Source organism: Agromyces sp. NPDC058126 (assembly GCF_042884595.1).
In the GTDB taxonomy this organism is placed as follows: domain Bacteria; phylum Actinomycetota; class Actinomycetes; order Actinomycetales; family Microbacteriaceae; genus Agromyces.
In genome coordinates, this window is sequence record NZ_JBHVTS010000001.1 from 255389 (window position 1) to 272770 (window position 17382).

The 17382-nt window shown below is 72.2% G+C and carries 18 protein-coding genes; 9 read left to right on the top strand and 9 right to left on the bottom strand.

Translation table 11 applies throughout. The annotated features are described in order from the left end of the window. Positions 1-25: 25 nt before the first annotated feature. Both ACFVTR_RS01140 and ACFVTR_RS01145 read right to left on the bottom strand, forming a co-directional pair. Positions 26-3226, bottom strand: a complete 3201-nt coding sequence (locus ACFVTR_RS01140) for a glycoside hydrolase N-terminal domain-containing protein (RefSeq protein WP_387034188.1) — start codon at positions 3224-3226, stop codon at positions 26-28. Between the two features lie 135 nt (positions 3227-3361). Continuing rightward, a complete protein-coding gene (locus tag ACFVTR_RS01145) occupies positions 3362-3937 on the bottom strand; it encodes a GNAT family N-acetyltransferase (RefSeq protein ID WP_387034189.1) in 576 nt (191 codons plus the stop codon). Positions 3938-4058: 121 nt separating this feature from the next. On the opposite strand from ACFVTR_RS01145, the gene ACFVTR_RS01150 reads away from it, so the two are divergent. Further along, a complete protein-coding gene (locus ACFVTR_RS01150) occupies positions 4059-4931 on the top strand; it encodes a bile acid:sodium symporter family protein (protein ID WP_387034190.1) in 873 nt (290 codons plus the stop codon). A 57-nt stretch (positions 4932-4988) separates the two neighbouring features. Here ACFVTR_RS01150 and ACFVTR_RS01155 read toward each other — a convergent pair whose 3' ends face one another. From ACFVTR_RS01155 to ACFVTR_RS01170, 4 genes are all read right to left on the bottom strand, one after another. Beyond that, positions 4989-5630, bottom strand: a complete 642-nt coding sequence (locus tag ACFVTR_RS01155) for a GntR family transcriptional regulator (RefSeq protein WP_387034191.1) — start codon at positions 5628-5630, stop codon at positions 4989-4991. Between the two features lie 65 nt (positions 5631-5695). Continuing rightward, a complete protein-coding gene (locus ACFVTR_RS01160; protein ID WP_387034192.1) occupies positions 5696-6580 on the bottom strand; it encodes a cytochrome c biogenesis CcdA family protein in 885 nt (294 codons plus the stop codon). A gap of 6 nt (positions 6581-6586) precedes the next feature. Beyond that, positions 6587-7432 (bottom strand): DsbA family protein, encoded by an 846-nt coding sequence (locus tag ACFVTR_RS01165; protein WP_387034193.1) that lies wholly within the window; start codon positions 7430-7432, stop codon positions 6587-6589. A gap of 38 nt (positions 7433-7470) precedes the next feature. After that, positions 7471-8082 carry a hypothetical protein gene (locus ACFVTR_RS01170; RefSeq protein WP_387034194.1) on the bottom strand — a complete coding sequence of 204 codons (612 nt, stop codon included), beginning with the start codon at positions 8080-8082 and terminating at the stop codon, positions 7471-7473. 160 nt (positions 8083-8242) lie between these two features. On the opposite strand from ACFVTR_RS01170, the gene ACFVTR_RS01175 reads away from it, so the two are divergent. From ACFVTR_RS01175 to ACFVTR_RS01190, 4 genes are all read left to right on the top strand, one after another. Next, positions 8243-9613, top strand: a complete 1371-nt coding sequence (locus tag ACFVTR_RS01175; RefSeq protein WP_387034195.1) for an NAD(P)/FAD-dependent oxidoreductase — start codon at positions 8243-8245, stop codon at positions 9611-9613. Between the two features lie 138 nt (positions 9614-9751). Then, on the top strand, positions 9752-10144 hold the full coding sequence (locus tag ACFVTR_RS01180) for a cupin domain-containing protein (protein ID WP_387034196.1): 393 nt from the start codon (positions 9752-9754) through the stop codon (positions 10142-10144). Between the two features lie 59 nt (positions 10145-10203). Continuing rightward, entirely contained in the window at positions 10204-11304 is a 1101-nt protein-coding gene (locus ACFVTR_RS01185; protein WP_387034197.1) for a hypothetical protein, read from the top strand. 40 nt (positions 11305-11344) lie between these two features. Further along, entirely contained in the window at positions 11345-11833 is a 489-nt protein-coding gene (locus tag ACFVTR_RS01190; RefSeq protein WP_387034198.1) for a GNAT family N-acetyltransferase, read from the top strand. Positions 11834-11863: 30 nt separating this feature from the next. On the opposite strand, the gene ACFVTR_RS01195 is transcribed toward ACFVTR_RS01190, so the two are convergent. Continuing rightward, positions 11864-12238, bottom strand: a complete 375-nt coding sequence (locus ACFVTR_RS01195) for a hypothetical protein (protein ID WP_387034199.1) — start codon at positions 12236-12238, stop codon at positions 11864-11866. 65 nt (positions 12239-12303) lie between these two features. Between ACFVTR_RS01195 and ACFVTR_RS01200 the strand changes: the two genes are divergently transcribed. Continuing rightward, positions 12304-12801, top strand: a complete 498-nt coding sequence (locus ACFVTR_RS01200; RefSeq protein ID WP_387034200.1) for a DUF2975 domain-containing protein — start codon at positions 12304-12306, stop codon at positions 12799-12801. Further along, positions 12801-13031 carry a helix-turn-helix domain-containing protein gene (locus ACFVTR_RS01205; RefSeq protein WP_387034201.1) on the top strand — a complete coding sequence of 77 codons (231 nt, stop codon included), beginning with the start codon at positions 12801-12803 and terminating at the stop codon, positions 13029-13031. The genes ACFVTR_RS01200 and ACFVTR_RS01205 overlap by 1 nt, the downstream gene beginning before the upstream one ends. 8 nt (positions 13032-13039) lie before the next feature. On the opposite strand, the gene ACFVTR_RS01210 is transcribed toward ACFVTR_RS01205, so the two are convergent. Continuing rightward, entirely contained in the window at positions 13040-13507 is a 468-nt protein-coding gene (locus ACFVTR_RS01210) for a VOC family protein (RefSeq protein WP_387034202.1), read from the bottom strand. 292 nt (positions 13508-13799) lie between these two features. Here ACFVTR_RS01210 and ACFVTR_RS01215 point away from each other — a divergent pair, with 292 nt between their 5' ends. After that, entirely contained in the window at positions 13800-14300 is a 501-nt protein-coding gene (locus ACFVTR_RS01215; protein ID WP_387034203.1) for an FBP domain-containing protein, read from the top strand. A 46-nt stretch (positions 14301-14346) separates the two neighbouring features. On the opposite strand, the gene ACFVTR_RS01220 is transcribed toward ACFVTR_RS01215, so the two are convergent. Then, on the bottom strand, positions 14347-15954 hold the full coding sequence (locus ACFVTR_RS01220; RefSeq protein WP_387034204.1) for a PucR family transcriptional regulator: 1608 nt from the start codon (positions 15952-15954) through the stop codon (positions 14347-14349). A gap of 97 nt (positions 15955-16051) precedes the next feature. On the opposite strand from ACFVTR_RS01220, the gene lysA reads away from it, so the two are divergent. Beyond that, positions 16052-17368, top strand: a complete 1317-nt coding sequence (gene lysA / locus ACFVTR_RS01225; RefSeq protein ID WP_387034205.1) for a diaminopimelate decarboxylase — start codon at positions 16052-16054, stop codon at positions 17366-17368. Positions 17369-17382 lie beyond the last annotated feature (14 nt).

Here is a 17382-nt window from a genome sequence, read left to right on the forward strand (position 1 = left end):
CTCGCTCATGAACTCGTGGAGCGACTCAGTCGGCCTTGCCGAGCTCGCGCATCGGCTTGCCGTTCTTCGGGTTCGCGGGCTTCACCTTGCGCCGCTTCCCGTCGACGACGACGATGACGTTCGACATGTTCCCTGCGCGGTCGGCCACGATGTCGTACGAGACGACCTCGCCGTCGCGCCACTCGCAGCTCACCGAATAGCCGCCGCGGGCCCGCAGGCCCCTGAACGAGCCCGAGGCCGCCCAGTCGGCGGGCAGCGCCGGCAGCAGGCGGATGACGCCGTCGTGGCTCTGCACCAGCATCTCGGCGATCGCGCCGGTGATGCCGAAGTTGCCGTCGAGCTGGAACGGCGGGTGGTTGCACCACAGGTTCGACAGGGTGTTGTAGGTGATGAGGCCGCGCAGCATGGTGCCGGCGCGCTCGGCGTCGCCCAGCCGGGCGAAGAGCGCGGTGCGCCACGGCCAGGTCCACGAACGGCGGCTGTCGCCCGAGACGGTGCCCGCCGTGAACGGCACGCCCTCCTTCTCGCCGCAGCGCGCCTTCAGCGAGACGAGTGCCGCCGCGGCGAACTCCGCCGACTCGGGCGTGATCTGCCGGCCCGGGTAGACCGCGAAGAGGTGCGAGGTGTGCCGGTGGATGTCGGTCGGGCTGTCGCGGTCGGCCTGCCACTCCTGCAGCTGGCCCCAGCTGCCGATCTTGTTCGGTGCCAGTCGGGCCTGCAGGTCGGCGACCGTCGCCCGGTACTCGGCGTCGATGTCGAGCGCGTCGGCGCAGTCGAGGTAGTTCTGGAAGAGGTCCCAGATGATCTGCTGGTCGTACATGACGCCGTCTTCACGGGGGCCGTGCTCGGGCGACCAGCCGTCGGGCGCCACGAGGGTGCCGCCGGGCAGCTCTTTGAGCCGGTCCTCCCAGAACTCGCAGATCTCCTTGATCAGCGGGTAGGCGACGTCGCGGAGGTACTTCCTGTCCTGCGTGAACGCCCAGTGCTCGTACACGTGCTGCATGTACCAGGCGCTCGCGACGGTGTTCCACTCCCACGAGTTGCCGCCGAAGATGCTCTGCGAGGTGCGCGCGGTCCAGCCGCGGGTGCTCTCGCCGAAGGCGTTGCGCGTGGCGACCCGGCTCGGCACCGCCACCTGCTGCACGAACGAGATGAGCGCCTCGTGCGACTCGGGCAGGTCGGTCGTCTCGGCACCCCAGTAGTTCATCTGCACGTTGATGTTGGTGTGGTAGTCGCTCGCCCACGCCGGCTGGTTCGAGTTGTTCCAGAGGCCCTGCAGGTTCGCGGGCAGCCCGCCCGGCCGCGAGGAGCTCAGCAGCAGGTACCGGCCGAAGTCGTACATCGACTGCTCGAGCGTCGGGTCGGCCTCGCCCGTGCCGTAGCGTGCGAGGCGCGCCGTCGTGGGCAGCGCCAGCACCGAGGCATCCGTCTCGCCCCACTCGACCGCGGCGCGCGACATGAGCTTCGAGACCTGCGCGACGTGCTCGTCGCGCAGCTCGTCGAAGCCGCGCGCGCCCGCCGCCTGGAGCGCGGCGTCGATGCCCGGCTGCGGCGCGGCGCCGCGCCAGCCGTCGGCGGCGCTGAGCTTGTAGTCGGTGCGCGCGTCGAGGAGCAGCGTGATGGTCGACGCCCCGCTCACGCGCAGGCCCGCGCCGTCGGCGGTGACCTCGCCGTCGGTGTCGGCGATGCGCACCGTCGCGGCGTGGCTGAGGTCGTTGGCCATCGTGCCCGAGAAGCCGAGGCGCCGGGCCGCCGCGTCGACCGAGGTCGGCGAGTTCTCCTGCTCGGAGACGAGCGTGATCGTGCCCGACAGTGCGCCGGCGGTGTCGCTCGTGTAGCGCAGCACGACGACGTCGGCCTCGCGGCTCGCGAACGCCTCGCGCAGCACGGTGCCGGCGACGGTCGCGAAGTGGGCGGTGTGCAGGCCGACCGTGGGGTCGAGCGCGCGGCGGTAGCCGACGACCTGGCGCTGCCCGCGGGTCGTGTAGCCGCTGCCGGTGAACGCGACGCCGGCGAGGCGGAACGCGCCGGGCGCGGTGAACGTCAGGCGGTAGTGCGAGTACGCGGTCCCGTTCGCGAACGAGAAGCCCTTCGCCTCGCCGCGGCCGGCGAACGCGACGCCCGACCTCGTGTCGAGGGTCTTCCAGGCGACGCCGTCGTTCGAGGCGGCGAGCACCCAGTCGCGCGGGTCGGCCTCGGGCGCGTCGGGCGCGCTCGTCAGCACGTAGCCGGTGAGCGCCCGCTTCGCGCCGAGCTCGAGCTGCCACGCGGCGCCCGATCCGGCGTCGGCGACCTGCCAGACGGTTGATGCCTCGCCGTCGATGCTCCCCATGAGGGAGTCGGCGTGCCCGGAGGGCGACGAGACGTAGACGCTGCCGCCCTGCGCCAGTTCGACGCCGCCGAGCCCGATCTCGGAGAGCTGGAAGTGGCTCACGCCCGCCTTGGGCACGAAGTCGATGCGGTAGAAGCGGTAGGCGGTCGTGTTCTGGAACTCGTAGGTCTTCGTCTGGAAGCGCTGCTCGAACGGCGCTCCCGTGCGCGAGTCGAGCGTCGCCCACGTGCTGCCGTCGTTCGAGCCGAGCACGCGCCACTCCTGCGGGTCGCGCGCGGGCACGTCGTTCGCGCTCGTGAAGCTGTACGACGAGACCACGGCGGCGGCGGGCAGTTCGGCCTGCCAGAGCACGTGCGCGGGCGGGCCGTCGATGCACCACTTGGTCTGGCTGTTGCCGTCGTAGCTCTTGTCGACGTCTTCGGCGCCCCAGATCTTGTAGGGGCCGCCCGGTGCGGTGACCTTCGGGCGCGCGCCGAACCCGATCGTGAGGGTGCCGAAGTCGCGGTACGAGCCGAAGCCGGTCACGCTCGTGTCGTAGGCGCCGTCGGGCTTGCCGGCGAGCGCGTTGTCGTAGTCGTTGAGGCCGCCCCAGAGGCTCTGCTCGTTGAACTGCACGACCTCCTCGTCGGGGTTGCCGAAGAGCATCGCGCCGAGGCGGCCGTTGCCGATCGGCAGCGCCTGCGTCTCCCAGTCCGCGGCGGGCGTGCCGTACCAGAGCGACTTCGCCGAGAGCTCGGGGACGGGGATGCCCCCGCCCGCGGCGGCGGCCGCCGCCCGGCCGCCGACGAGGGCGGCCGCCGGCTGGGCGGCGAGGAACTGGGGCACGAGCGGGGCCAGGGCGACGAGCCCGCCGAGCTGTAGGGCGCGGCGGCGCGGAATCTCGCGTTCGAGCATGCGGGGGGACCTCCGGAGCATCATTGATCTGGTGTTTCGGTGCGGAATGGTCGCGATTCATCGTCAATCTGCGACCGTTGCTCATCCTGCCCGATTAAAGATCGGATGTATAGGTCTTTGCTCCAGATGTCGGCGTCAGCCGAGATCGAGCCGCATCAGCACGCGCGGGAAGCGGTTGAGCACCGAAGCGGTGTCGGCGGCCTTCGTGAAGCCGCCCTCCTCGAACAACCGGCGGGTGCCGACGTACGCCATCGTGAGATCGACCTTCGCGCCCCGGTTGTCGACCGGGTAGCCCTCGATCGCGGGCGCGCCGTTCGCCCGTGCGAACTCGACCGCCCCCGCGAGCAGGTGGTGCGCGATGCCCTCGCCGCGATGGCCCGGTCGAACCCGGAAGCACCAGACCGACCAGACGTCGACCTCGTCGACGTGCGGGATCTTGCGGTTGGTCGCGAAGGAGGTGTCGGCACGCGGATGCACCGCCGCCCAGCCCACGGGTTCGTCGCCGTCGTAGGCGAGCACGCCCGGCGGCGGCGTCTGCGCGCACAGCTCGCGCACGCGCTCGCCGCGGGCGGGGCCGACCAGGGCGAGGTTCTCCTTCGAGGTGCGCAGCCGGTAGCTCAGGCAGAAGCACACGTTCGACGTCGGCTTCTTCGGCCCGAGCACCGCCGCCACGTCGTCGAAGACCGTCGCGGGTCGCACCTCGATCGCCATGCCCCCAGCCTGCCACCGTCCGCCGACACGAGTCGTCCCGCCCCGGAAATCCGCTGGTGACAACGGCCCGCCCCGTCCACGAGACTGTCTCACACCGTCATCACGAAGGAGTGATCACCACATGGGTCCATTGACCACGATCGGGCTGCCCGTCGCGCTCGGCATCATCATGTTCGGCCTCGGGCTCTCGCTCACCCCGCGAGACTTCACCCGTGTCGCGAAGCAGCCGAAGGCGGTGCTCGTCGCACTCGCCTGCCAGCTCGTGCTGCTGCCGCTCATCTGCCTCGGACTCGTGCTCCTGTTCCAGCTGCCGCCGGTGCTCGCGGTGGGCATGATGCTGCTCGCGGCATCCCCCGGCGGCACGACGGCGAACCTCTACAGCCACCTCTTCCGCGGCGACGTCGCGCTCAACATCTCGCTCACGGCGGTGAACTCGGTGCTCGCCGTCTTCACCCTGCCGCTCATCACCAACCTCGCGATCGCGTACTTCCTGCCCGGCGACGACGCCCTCGGACTGCAGTTCGCGAAGACGATCGAGGTGTTCGCGATCGTGCTCGGCCCCGTCGTGCTCGGCATGCTGGTGCGCTGGTGGAAGCCGGCCTTCGCCGACCGCATGGACAAGCCCGTGCGCATCGCCTCCGTCATCATCCTCGTCGTCGTCATCGCGGGTGCGATCGCGACGAACCTCGATCTGCTCCTCGCGAACGCCGGCACGCTCGCCCTCATCACCGTGCTGTTCTGCGTGCTGAGCCTCGCGGTCGGGTTCGCGGTGCCGAGACTGCTGCGCGTCGGGCGCGCGCAGTCGGTCGCGAGCTCATTCGAGATCGGCATCCACAACGCCACGCTCGCGATCGTCATCGCGCAGACCGTCATCGGCAGCGTCGAGATGAGCCTGCCCGCGGCGGTGTACGGCGTGCTGATGTTCTTCGTCGCGCTCGCCTTCGGGTTCCTCATCCGCGAGCGGAAGCCCGCGTCGGTCGCGGTGCCCGCCTGAGACGCGGACGGAGCGGACGGCGCGCCGGGCACGCCCCGGCGCGCCGGACACCCCGGCTCAGATCGGACCGAGCTCCGGCCCGTGGGTGTCCATGATGTGGGCGCGCAGCGCCTCGGCGAAGCCCGTGGGGTCGTCGGCCCGCAGCCGCTCGATGAGGGCGCGGTGCTCGGCGATCGTCTCGTCGACGCGGTCGAACAGGACGTCGCGGTGGGCGCTGAGCAGCAGCCGCTGCCGGTCGGCCAGCCGGTCGCCGATCTCGACGAGCACGGCATTGCCGGATGCCTCGACGAACGAGCGGTGGAACGCGATCGTGAGCTCGACGAATCCGTCGATGTCGCGGGCGACGAGTGCGTCGCGCTGCGCGGCGAGCTCGGGTTCGAGACGGTCGGCGAGTGCGCGCCGGACGGCGCTCGTCGCCCGCTGCACGCCCATCGCCTCGAGGATGAGGCGGGCGTCGGCGAGGTCGGCGATCTCGCGCCCGCCGAGCTCGCGCACGAGCGCGCCGCGCTTCGGGTAGATCGTGATCCAGCCCTCGTCCTGGAGGCGGGCGAGGGCGGCGCGCACCGGGGTGCGGCTCATGCCGAGGCGCCCGGCGAGCTCGTTCTCGCTCAGCATGGTGCCCGGCCGGTGCGTGCCGTCGAGGATCGCCGTTCGGGTCGCGGCGTAGGCGCGTTCGGCGGCGCTGTCGATGGTCGGCACCCGCCCATCATGGCCGCTCGCGGGCCCCGTCGCATCCGATCGCGTCGATTCGCGACCCGCGAGGCTCACGCCTCGCCCGTCGCCCGGGTCGTGTGCGCGTCGTCCGCCGTCGCGTCCTCCGCCGTCGCGGCCGCACGCCGCGCGGCGCGACGATGGAGCAGCCACACCGTGACGAGCATCGCGACCGCCACGGCGACGAACACGAGATCGGGCACGCCCGACGTCAGGCGCAGCGCGCTCGACTCGATCGCGAACTGCTGCGAGGCGCCGAGGAGCCCCGAGAGCCCCGCGGTGCCGTCGGTGACGATGAGCAGCACCCCGAGGCCGATGCCGAGCAGGCCCGCGACGAGCTGCGTCCACGTGTTCGACCAGCGGCCGATGCGGATCATCCGCGGGCGCACGAGCCGGCGCACCCACGTCGACCGCGACCAGGCGAACGCGAGCACGAAGAGCGGCACCGTCATGCCGAGCGCGAAGACCGCGAGCGTGAGCGCGCCGTAGAGGGGGCTGCCGCCGAGCGCCGCGAGGGTCAGCACCGAGCCGAGCACCGGGCCGGCGCAGATGCCGGCGATCCCGTAGACGGTGCCGAGCAGGTAGACGGAGGCCACCGAGCCGGCCTCGCTCGCGTCGTCGCCCGCGCCCGTGTCGCGGGTGAACGAGGGCAGCGGGATGCCGAGTGCCTGCACGAGGCCGAGCGCGATGACGGCGACCGCGGCGATCGTGACGAGCAGCGTGCGGTTCGCGCTGACGAACGCCCCGACGGTGCCCGAGAGCACGCCGACCGGCACGAGCGTCGTCATGAGGCCGAGTGCGAAGACGCCGGTGCGGGCGATGAGCCGGGTCGGGGTCGTGAAGGCGTAGGCGAAGAATGCGGGCAGCAGCATCACCGAGCACGGGCTCAGCAGGGTGAGGATGCCGCCGATGAACGCACCGGCGAAGCCGAGGTCCACCGCGGGTCAGCCGGCCGTGGGCAGCTCGCCCGGCTCGACGCCCGCGGCGAGCAGCTGCTCGTCGAGGAACGAGCGCACCGCGTCGAGCGGCTGCGCGCCCGAGAGCGCCTGGTCGCCGGCGACGAAGAACGGCACGCCGGTGACGCCGAGCTGCTGCGCCTGCGCGGTGCTCGCGGTGACGGCCTCGCGGAGGTCTGCCCGGTCGAGGTCGGCCTCGAACGCGGCGAGGTCGGGGACCCCGGCCTCCTTCGCGAAGGCGACGAGCTTCTCGCGGGGCATGTCGGGGTGGCCCTGCTCGGGGGCCGCCGCGTAGACGACCTTCAGGTACTCGGGGAACCGGCCCTGCTCGCCGGCGGCGCGGGCGGCGACGGCCGCAGCGGTCGAGTCGTCGCCGAAGAAGGCGACGTCGCGGAACTCGTAGCGCACGAGGCCCGCGTCGACGTACTCGTCGAGGACGACGGGCATCGTCTGGTTCGTGAACACCGCGCAGTAGGGGCAGCGGAAGTCGGCCCACTCGACGAGCACGACGGGCGCGTCGACGTCGCCGATGGCGAGGGGGTCGTCGGGATCGCGCAGCGCGATCGCGGGGTTCTCGGCGTAGGCGGCGGCATCGGATGCCTCGGGGCCGGCGCTCGCGGCGGGCGCGGCGGTGCTCGGGGACTGCGGGAACGCCTGCGCGATCGCGACGACGAGGAGGAACGCGGTTGCGATGCCGAGCACGATGTTGAGGGCGCGCGATCGGCGGAGGCGGCGCTCCAGCCCGGCGGCGTGCGGCGTCGTGTGGCCGGGGCGTTCGCCCTTCCGGGGAGTGGTCGGCTCGTCGGACGGGGACGTCTTCTGCTGCGTGGCCATCGCAGAAGGATACAACTTGTATCCAAGACGAGCCTGAGTCAGCGCTGGGTGCCGCCGTCGAAGACGAGCGCGCCGAGCAGCACTTCGAGCGAGGCCTGCACGCGTGCGTCGGTCCACGCCTCGGGGTCTTCGATCGCCTTCACCTCGTAGCCGCGGCAGTAGAGGTAGAGGATGTCGGCGATGTGCGCCGCCTCGTCGCGGTCGACCGGTTCGCCGCCCTGCACGACGTGCTCGGCGCCGGCGAGGAACTTGCCGTACGTGGCATCCGTGACGCCGCGCACGACCTCGTAGGCGCGGCGGTTCGCGCCGCGCACGTCGGCGATGACCTCGATCCAGAGGCTGCGCAGCACGTTCTCCTCGGGGGAGGAGGAGCACATCCACCGGGTGAGCTCGGCGAGGCGCGCCACGCCCACGAGCTCGCCGAGATGGGCGGCGCGCGACTCGTCCCACTGGGCGCGGGCGTGGTCGAGCGCGTTCGCCATGAGGAGCGCGCGCGACGGCACGAAGTTCGTGATGTACGCGGTCGAGCGGTCGAGGCGCTCGGCGACGGCTCGCAGCGTCACCGCCCGGGTGCCGCGCTCGCGCGCGACCTCGACGGTCGCGCGGGCGATGTCGGCGAGCCGCTCGTCGTGGTCGACCTCGATGGGCACGGGCGCCTCCCTGGTCCGGTTCGTTTGACAGCCTGCCACGACGAGGGTACGTTTCAAAACGCTGTTGTACAACACGCCGACATCTCAGCATTCGGGATGCCTCGGCCGGCCGCCGCGCGACGCGACGGCCACCCCTCGACGAAGATGGAGAACACCCGACATGACGGTCAACGGCGGCGTCTCGTTCTGGCTGCAGCAGGTCGGCGTACCGACCCCGAAGCCGGCGCTCCCCGGCGACCTCGACGTCGACGTCGCGATCGTCGGCGGCGGCTACACCGGCCTCTGGGCGGCCTACTACCTCAAGCGCGACCAGCCCGACCTGCGCGTCGCGGTGCTCGAGCGCCGCTTCGCCGGCTACGGCGCCTCGGGGCGCAACGGCGGTTGGCTCACGAACTCCGTCACGGGCGGTCGCGGGCAGTACGTGAAGTCGCACGGCCGCGAGGCCGCGATCGCCCAGCAGCGCGCGCTCAACGCGACGGTCGACGAGGTCATCGCCGTCGCGGCCGCCGAGGGCATCGACGCCGACATCCACAAGGGCGGCGAGTTCGAGGTCGCGCTGAACCCCGCCCAGCTCGCGCGGCTGAAGGCGGCCGCCGCCTCCGAGCAGTCATGGCCCGACACCGATGTCGAGGTGCTCGACGCGAAGGGCGCTGCCGCTCGCATCAACGTCGCGGGCGTGCAGGGCGGCATCTGGCACCCGCACTGCGCCCGCATCCACCCCGCGAAGCTCGCGCTCGGGCTCGCCGCCGCCGTCGAGCGGCTCGGGGTGACGATCTACGAGGGCACGACCGTCACCGAGATCGTGCCGGGCGAGGCACGCACCGACCACGGCACCGTCCGCGCGGCGCACGTCCTGCGCGCGACCGAGGGCTTCACGCCCGACCTGAAGGGCCTGCACCGCACCTGGCTGCCGATGAACTCCTCGCTCATCGTGACCGAGCCGCTCGCCCCCGCCGTGTGGGACGAGATCGGCTGGAACGGGCGCGAGACCCTGGGCGACTTCGCCCACGTGTACATGTACGCGCAGCGCACCGCCGACGACCGCATCGCGTTCGGCGGCCGTGGCGTGCCGTACCGCTACGGGTCGCACGTCGACCAGGACGGCGAGACCCAGCCGCGCACGATCGAGAGCCTGACGGCACTGCTCAACCGCTTCTTCCCGCAGACGACCGGCGCCGCGATCGACCACGCGTGGTCGGGCGTGCTCGGGGTGCCGCGCGACTGGGCCGCGACCGTCGGGCACGACCGCGCGACCGGCCTCGGCTGGGCGGGCGGCTACGTCGGCACGGGTGTCACCGCGACGAACCTCGCCGGCCGTACGCTGCGCGACCTCGTGCTCGGGCAGGACACCGAGCTCACCCGCCTGCCCTGGGTCGGCCACCAGGCCCGCAACTGGGAGATCGAGCCGCTGCGCTGGCTCGCCGTGCAGGCGATCTACACGGCCTACCACGCGGCCGACCGGGGCGAGCAGCGCGGCCGGGCGACGACCTCGCCGATCGCGAAGGTCGCCGACCTCGTCGCCGGGCGCTGAGCCTGAGTGCCGCTGCCGCTTCCGCTGCCGCTGCTGCAGGAGACCTGCACTGGCAGCCCTGAATCAGGGGGCATCGTGACACTTCTCCGGCAGAAGCAGCGGAGCGGGCACGAACCAAGGATCCAACGAGGAGAAACCATGACCGACCAGCCCGACACCGTGGCGACCGTCGCCGCGCTCGCCCCGATCGCGCGCGACCTCGGCCCCGCCGCCCCGAAGCCCACCGCGCTGAGCGAGGGCGTGCTCGAGGCATCCGACTCGCTCTGGACGACGCCCGGCGTCGACGTCGGATTCTGGGAGTGCACGCCGGGCCGGTTCGCCGCGACCCGCGAGGGCTACACCGAGGTGTGCCAGTTCCTCGCGGGGCGCGTGACGATCGAGGTCGACGGCGAGGAGCCCGTGACCTTCGGCGCGGGCGACACCCTCGTGACCCCGAGCGGCTGGCGCGGCGTGTGGGACGTGCACGAGACCGTGCGCAAGCTCTACGTGATCATCGACGACGCGGCGGCGGCGGCCGGCACGGCCGAGTAGGGGGCACCTCCGGGAGAACCCCGGCGCGCCCGCGAGCCGAGAACCACTACGTTCGATCCATGCGCCCGAAGCTGATCGCCGGGATGACGGCAACCCTCCTGCTCGTCACCCTCACCGCCTGCACCGGCGGGACTCCCACGCCCACCCCGTCCGCCACGCCGACGCCGAGCCCGGAGCCGGTCGTCACCGGCCCGCTGACGTGCGACGAGCTCGTGCCGGCCGAACTCGTCGCCACCACGCTCGAGGGTGCCGACGGCGTCCCGGTCGAACCCGTCGCCGCCGTGAACCCGAGCGACGCCGTCGACACGGTGCTGCTCGAGGGGGCGGGCGGCCTCAGCTGCTCGTGGCGCGTCGGCAGCGGCATGCCCGACTACAGTACGCCGAGCGACTGGGCATATCTGCGCGTGCAGGTGCTGCCGGATGCCGCGGGGCAGTGGGTGCCGATCGACCTCGGCGAGGCCCCCTCGACCGACACGCGGCAGATCGCCGGCATCGAGGCCTCGGTCGCGGCCGGCGACCCCGGCTGGATGATCTCGGCGCCGGTCGGCGACGCCTGGGTCGTCGCCGACGTCAGTGCGGCCGGGCTCACCGGGTCGGGCAGCCGGTTCCTCGGCATCGACGGCCGCACGATGGTCGATCGGGTCGCCGCCGTCTCGGAGGCCGCGTACACGACGATCGCCGCAACCGACCCTGCCCGGCTCGAACTGCCGACCGTCGCGCTGCGCGAGGGCGAGGCGATCTGCAACGGCGGGCTCGACGAGCAGGGCATCGTCGCGGCGGAGCAGCTCCCAGCTGACGCGAGCACCGAATACACGATGATCGACTGGACGACGGCACCGTTCGACGGCTTCGAGGCCGCCGTCCGCAGCGCGGCGCGCGTGTTCAACTGCGACCTCGAGGTCGACGGAATGTCGCTCGTCAGGATCTCGACCGCTCGCGGCTTCGCGCCGCTCTTCGATCGGCTGCTCGGCGCCGACGTCGACACGGCCTTCGAGCCCCTCGCGCTCGCCGACGCACCCGACGGCACGCAGGCGGTCGTCCGGCGGTACGACGACGGCCCGGCCTCGCCGGTGTTCCTCGCCGTGGGCGAGACCCTCTACCAGGTGAGCGGCGACGGCGCTTCGGCAGTCGCGCAGGCGATCGTCGCGCAGACGTACTGAGCGGTCACGAGCCCGCGCGGCCCTGTGAGAGTGTGGGCGGGTGACCCTCACCACGATCGCGACCCCGAACGCCTCGTATGCCCTCCGCCGCGCGCGCCGTGACGACGTCGACGCCCTCATCGCCCTCATCGCGGCCGACGCGCTGCGCGCGGCCGAGTTCGGGTTCTCCGACGAGGAGCGCGCCGGCTATCTGCGCGCCTTCGACGTCATCGACGCGGATGCCGCGCAGCTGCTGGTGGCGGTCGAGGCCACCGACGGCGCGATCGTCGGCACGATGCAGCTCACGTTCATCCCGGGGCTCTCGCGCGGCGGCGCGACCCGGATGCAGATCGAGGCCGTACGGGTCGCCGACGAGCTGCGTGGCGCCGGCATCGGGTCGGCGATGATCGGGTGGGCGGTCGAGCACGCGCGCGCGGGCGGCGCGAGGCTCGTGCAGCTCACCAGCGATGCGCGCCGCGACGACGCGCATCGCTTCTACGAGCGGCTCGGCTTCGAGGCATCCCACGTGGGGTTCAAGCAGTACCTCTGAGCGGTCGGGGATGCGACCGCCGCCGCCCACTCAGCCGAGCGCGACGAGCAGGCTCAGCACGGCGAGCACGGCGCTGGTCGGCGCCATCGTGAGGCGCTCGGCACGGCTGCGCGAGATCGCGTTGAGCGCGATGCCGAGCACGAAGTAGCCGAACACGACCCACATGCCGACCGTCGAGACCGCGTCGGGCACCACGTCCACGAGCCCGGCCCGGTCGAGCGCGAGCATGGCGATGACCGCGTAGATCACGATCGAGACCGCGCTGCCGATGCGGAGGCGCGCGGGCAGCACTTCGTGCTGCCCGCCCCATGCGAAACGCCCGATCGGTGCGCCGAACACGAGCGCGAGCTGGAACACGGCGAGCACGCCGAGGACGACGCAGAGCAGGACCGCGGCGAGAGGCATGCGGCGAGCCTAGCGAACCCGGCCAGTCGATTGACAATCGATCGATAATCAACGAGAGTCGATCCATGACGAAGATCGATCGGGTGGTCGTGCCCCTCAAGGTGCTGCTGGTGCTCGTGTTCGCAGGGCTCCTCGTGGCGCAGCTCCTCAGCCTGCCCGGGCAGTTCTCGCACATGGCCGCCGAACACCCTGAACGCGGCGCCCTGCCGTGGCTCATGCTCGTCGTCGCCGTGCTCGAGGCGGCATGCTTCCAGGTCGTGATCGTCTGCATCTGGCGCCTGCTCGACCTCGTGCGCGACGACCGCATCTTCAGCGAGCGCGCCTTCCGCTGGGTCGACGCGATCGTCTGGGCGATGGCCGTCGGGTGGCTGCTGCTCGCGGGCCTCGCGGCCACGCTCGTCGTCGTGATCCACAACACGCCCGAACTGCGCGACCCCGGGTTGCCGATCCTCCTCACCGGCATGGTGCTCATCGGGGCCGTCGTCGTGCTCACGATGGTCGTCATGCGCGTGCTGCTGCGGCGGGCGACCGTGCTGCGCACCGACCTCGACGAGGTGATCTGATGCCGATCGTCGTGCGCATCGACGTCGAGCTGGCGCGGCGCAAGATGAGCGTCGGCGAGTTCGCCGAGCGGGTCGGGCTCACGCCGGCGAACGTCGGGGTGCTGAAGAACGGGCGGGCGAAGGCCGTGCGCTTCTCCACGCTCGACGCCATGTGCCGGGTGCTCGAATGCCAGCCCGGAGACCTGCTCGAATGGGTGCCCGACGACGCCGGGGTGCCCGCCATCGAGTAGGCGCGGCCTCAGGCGTTCTCGAGCTCGGCGATCACGACCTTCTTCTGCCGCATCATGACCTGGATCTGCTCGGGCCGCCGGGTCAGCTCGCCCATGTTCGCCGGGATCACCTGCCAGCTGACGCCGAAGCGGTCCTTGCACCAGCCGCACTGCTCCGACTCGGGCACGTGCGAGAGCGCGGCCCAGTACCGGTCGATCTCGGCCTGGTCGGCGCAGGAGACGACGAACGAGATCGACTCGCTGAAGGTGAACAGCGGCCCCCCGTCGAGGCAGACGAAATCGACCCCGTTGAGCGTGAACTGCCCGTTGAGCACCTTGCCCGACATGCCCGCGAAGTGCTCGTCGAGTGATTCGTCGGGATACTCGTCGATGCGCGTGATGCGCGAGTTCGGGAAGACCCCGACGTAGTACTCCATCGCCTCGCGGGCCTGGTCATCGAACCACAGGCACGGCTGGATGGGTGAGAGCTCGGCCATCGGTAACCCCCCTTGTTCCTTCGGCGGCCACGATACGCCGGTGGCCGGCAGCGGTCGAGGGGGAGGCGCAGCACCGGCGTGTAGGCTGCCCCACTGTGAATCGTGCTGATCTGCCCGCCGTCGTGCGCGGGCGTGAGGGGGTCGCGGGCGCTTCGTGCGCCGCGATGAGGTGACCCCGCCCTCGGCCGGTGGCGTTCGACGCCGCGGGCCGCGGTCGGTCGCGCCCGCGACCGGTCATCCCCCTTTCAGCGTGCCGCCCGTCTCGGCGGCGAACAGGACAGGTTCAGATTCCATGCTCCCCATCACCGACGCGCAGATCCGCGCATCGTTCATCAACGCCAGCGTGCGCGAGCGCGCCGCCCTCAGCCTGCCGGCGGACTTCGCCGAGCTCGACTGGGATCGCCGCGACTTCCTCGGCTGGCGCGACCGCAAGCTGCCGAACGTCGCCTACGTCGTGGCGCCCATCGGCGGAGACCTCGTCGGCGTCATGCTGAAGCGCGCCGAGGGCCGGCCGCGCTCTCGACCGCAGTGCTCGTGGTGCGAAGACGTGCACCTGCCGAACGACGTGCTCTTCTTCGTGGTCCGTCGGGCCGGAGCCGCCGGTCGCAAGGGCGACACGGTCGGCACACTCGTGTGCGCCGACTTCCAGTGCTCGGCGAACGCGCGCAAGCGCCCGCCCGTCGCGTACCTCGGCTTCGACGTCGAGGCGGCCCGCGACCGCCGCGTCGAGGCGCTCCGCGAGCACGTGATCGGGTTCATCCGCGAGGTCGCCGGGGAACCGCTCGCAGGCTGAGCGCCCCGGCCGGTCATGCAGGGGCGATGCCCGAGCGGTCGCGGGCTCAGCGCGCCAAGGCGCGCAGCTGCAGCCACGCGGCGAGGCGGTCGTCGGGGTGCTCGAGGCGGAGGCCGTGCGCCTCGCCAGCGCGCCGCAGCCGGTGGCGCACGGTGTTCTCGTGCACGCCGAGGCGATCGGCGGTCTGGGCGACGTTGCCGAAGCATTCGAGCCAGGTGAGCACGGTCTCGGCGATCGCCGCCGTCGCCTCATGCTCGTCGAGCGCGTCGATCGCGGGGTCGCGCAGTTCGGGCGCCGCGGCGAAGAGCTCGGCGGCGCGCTCGACCACGAGCTGCGGACGCAGCCCTGCGGCCGTCACGATGCGCCCGGAGCGAGGGTCGGCCGCGCGCGCGGCCGTCTCGAGCAGGCGGTCGGCGAGCTCGCGCGCGCCGGCGACGTCGCCCGAGCGATGGGCGGGCCCGGCGACGGCGATGCGGACGCCGTCGCCGACGAGGCGGTCGACGAGCGGGAGCAGCGGCTCGGCCGAGCGCACCGCCTCGTCGACGGAGCCGGCGGCGAAGAGCGCGTAGACGCGCCCGCGATGGGCGACGGCCACGGCGTCGGGCCTGTGCAGCACGAGGTGTCGGATGACGGTCGAGCGGAGCTGTGCGATCGCCGTCGGGCCGGCGCCCGGCACCTCCATGCCGAGGAGGGCGGCGCCGCGCTCCTCGTCGATGCCGAGCTCGGCGAACTCGGTGCCGGTGAGCTCGATGCCGGTGAGCAGGGTGCGCAGGCGGTCCTCGCGGGGGCGCTGGTTCGTCGCGTGGGCGCGCAGGTCATCGAGCAGGTGGGCGCCCGCGAGGGCGCTCGCCCGCCGCATCCGCTCCTCCTGCTCGGGCGTCGTCGGCGCCTCGCCCGAGGCGTCGATCGCCCAGATCGAGCCGAGCGGCAGGGCACCCGCACGGATCGCGAACGCCACCCGAGGCTCCTCGTCGCCGAGGCGCGGGTACTTGATCGGGCGGTCCGAGCGCAACACGGTGCGGTACTGGTCGTCGTTGTAGGGGGAGGCGGGCACCTGCCGCGCGAGGATGCCGTGGGTGCGGAGCGCGTCGATCACCTGCCCCGGCACCGAGGAGTAGGCGAGGATGTTGCGGCTCAGGTCTTCGATGGCGACCGAGCCGCCGAAGAACTCGGCGAGCTCGTTCGCAATGGCGAACAACGGCTCGGCGCCGCGGTCCTGGGGGCCTGCGATCGAGGAGTCGGCCTCGCCGAGCAGGTGCGTGAGCTGTGCGTCGAGGAGGCGCCAGCTGATGCGGTCCGCGATCCGCACGATCGTCAGCCCCGTCGCGTCGGCGATCGCCGCGAGCGCGGGCACCCGTTCGGCGCTGCACTTGACGGCGAGCCCGGCGGCGCCCTGCTCGGCGGCTGCGGCGGCGATGGCCGCGAGCCGGGCGGTCGAGAGCGAGGCGGTCGACGGTGCGAGCAGCAGCGTGCCCGGGGCATCCGTCAGCTCGTCGACGATGTCGATGAACTCGGTGCCGCTGACCATGACGCCTGTGCCGGGCGCGCCGATCGGGGTCGCGGTGCGAGGGCCCAGCTGTTCGACGAGCTCGGCGAGCGTCACTCGGGGGCCGTTGCCGCGCAGCACACCGCTTGGAGAAATCCCTGCATCCACCCTGCGAATCTATCCGAGATCGACAACCACACGCGCGATCGATCTTCCTAGGCTGGCCACCGTCGACGGCGAAGACGCCGCGCACAAGGAGGAGAGCATGACCACGGACCGGCCCGCACCCGACGGCACACGCCTCGGCGAACTCTGGCGGATCCTGCCCGAGGAGGCGACCGCGAACGCCGACGGCGTCCTCGAGATCGGCGGCGTCGCCGTCACCGAGCTCGCGGAGCGATTCGGCACCCCGCTGCACGTCTACGACGAGACCGGGCTGCGGCGCCAGATCCGCCGCTTCATCGACGGACTGCGCGAGCGCTGGCCGAACTCCGAGGTGCTCTTCGCCTCGAAGTCGCTGCCCGCGGTCGGCATGTACCGCCTCGCGGAGGAGGAGGGCCTCGCGGTCGACGTCGCCGGCGGCGGCGAACTGCGGCTCGCGCTCGCCGCGGGGGTCGACCCCGAGCGCCTCTACTTCCACGGCAACGCCAAGACCGATGCCGAGCTGCGCATGGCGCTCGACGCCGGCATCGGCGCGATCATCGTCGACAACGACGACGAGCTCGACCGGCTCGAGCGCCTGCTCGAACGGCCCCAGCGCCTGCTGCTGCGCGTCATCCCCGGTGTCGAGGCGAAGACGCACGCCTCGCAGGCGACCGGCGGGCTGAACTCGAAGTTCGGCCTGCCGATCGACCAGGCGGCCCGCGCGATCGCCCGCATGCAGGCCCACCCGCTCATGCGCTTCGAAGGCGTGCACCTGCACATCGGCTCGCAGATCCTGGATGTCGCGCAGTTCGCCGAGGCCGTCGAGAAGATCTCGGGGGTCGGCACCTTCGGCACCTACGACGTGGGTGGCGGGCTCGGCATCGCCTACACCTACGAGGAGGAGGCGCCCGAGGTCGGCGCCTACCTCGACTCGATCGTCGCGGCAGCGCGGGCGCATCTGCCGGCCGACGCCAAGCTCATGATCGAGCCCGGCCGTTCGGTGGTCGCCCGCGCCGGCGTCACGCTCTACCGGGTCACGACGGTCAAGCGCACCGGCCGCACCTTCGTCGCCGTCGACGGCGGCCTCGCCGACCAGATGGACATCGCGCTCACCCAGCAGCGCTACGAGGCGATCGTCGCCGACCGGCTCCACGAACCGTGGACCGAGACCGTGCAGCTCGTCGGCCGCCAGTGCGAGTCGGGCGACCTGCTCGTCGACGGCGCCCCCATGCCGCCCGCCCGCGTCGGCGACCTCGTCGTCATGGCCGCGACGGGCGCCTACGCCTACACGATGTCGAACAACTACAACGGCGCCCTCAAGCCCGCGATCGTGTTCGCCCGCGAGGGCGACGCCCGGCTCGTCGCCCGCCGTGAGAGCTACGACGACCTGCTCGCGACCCACGCGCCGGCGATGACCGACGCCCGGGCGTTCGCCTGAGGCATCCGGCCCGC

What these genes read in the sequence shown, in the direction of transcription:
- ACFVTR_RS01140 (WP_387034188.1), bottom strand. Translation starts at nt 3,226, where the DNA reads ATGCTCGAACGCGAGATTCCGCGCCGCCGCGCCCTACAGCTCGGCGGG.
- lysA (WP_387034205.1), top strand. Translation starts at nt 16,052, where the DNA reads ATGACCACGGACCGGCCCGCACCCGACGGCACACGCCTCGGCGAACTC.
- ACFVTR_RS01215 (WP_387034203.1), top strand. Translation starts at nt 13,800, where the DNA reads ATGCTCCCCATCACCGACGCGCAGATCCGCGCATCGTTCATCAACGCC.
- ACFVTR_RS01145 (WP_387034189.1), bottom strand. Translation starts at nt 3,937, where the DNA reads ATGGCGATCGAGGTGCGACCCGCGACGGTCTTCGACGACGTGGCGGCG.
- ACFVTR_RS01195 (WP_387034199.1), bottom strand. Translation starts at nt 12,238, where the DNA reads ATGCCTCTCGCCGCGGTCCTGCTCTGCGTCGTCCTCGGCGTGCTCGCC.
- ACFVTR_RS01165 (WP_387034193.1), bottom strand. Translation starts at nt 7,432, where the DNA reads ATGGCCACGCAGCAGAAGACGTCCCCGTCCGACGAGCCGACCACTCCC.
- ACFVTR_RS01175 (WP_387034195.1), top strand. Translation starts at nt 8,243, where the DNA reads ATGACGGTCAACGGCGGCGTCTCGTTCTGGCTGCAGCAGGTCGGCGTA.
- ACFVTR_RS01200 (WP_387034200.1), top strand. Translation starts at nt 12,304, where the DNA reads ATGACGAAGATCGATCGGGTGGTCGTGCCCCTCAAGGTGCTGCTGGTG.
- ACFVTR_RS01185 (WP_387034197.1), top strand. Translation starts at nt 10,204, where the DNA reads ATGCGCCCGAAGCTGATCGCCGGGATGACGGCAACCCTCCTGCTCGTC.
- ACFVTR_RS01210 (WP_387034202.1), bottom strand. Translation starts at nt 13,507, where the DNA reads ATGGCCGAGCTCTCACCCATCCAGCCGTGCCTGTGGTTCGATGACCAG.
- ACFVTR_RS01180 (WP_387034196.1), top strand. Translation starts at nt 9,752, where the DNA reads ATGACCGACCAGCCCGACACCGTGGCGACCGTCGCCGCGCTCGCCCCG.
- ACFVTR_RS01150 (WP_387034190.1), top strand. Translation starts at nt 4,059, where the DNA reads ATGGGTCCATTGACCACGATCGGGCTGCCCGTCGCGCTCGGCATCATC.
- ACFVTR_RS01205 (WP_387034201.1), top strand. Translation starts at nt 12,801, where the DNA reads ATGCCGATCGTCGTGCGCATCGACGTCGAGCTGGCGCGGCGCAAGATG.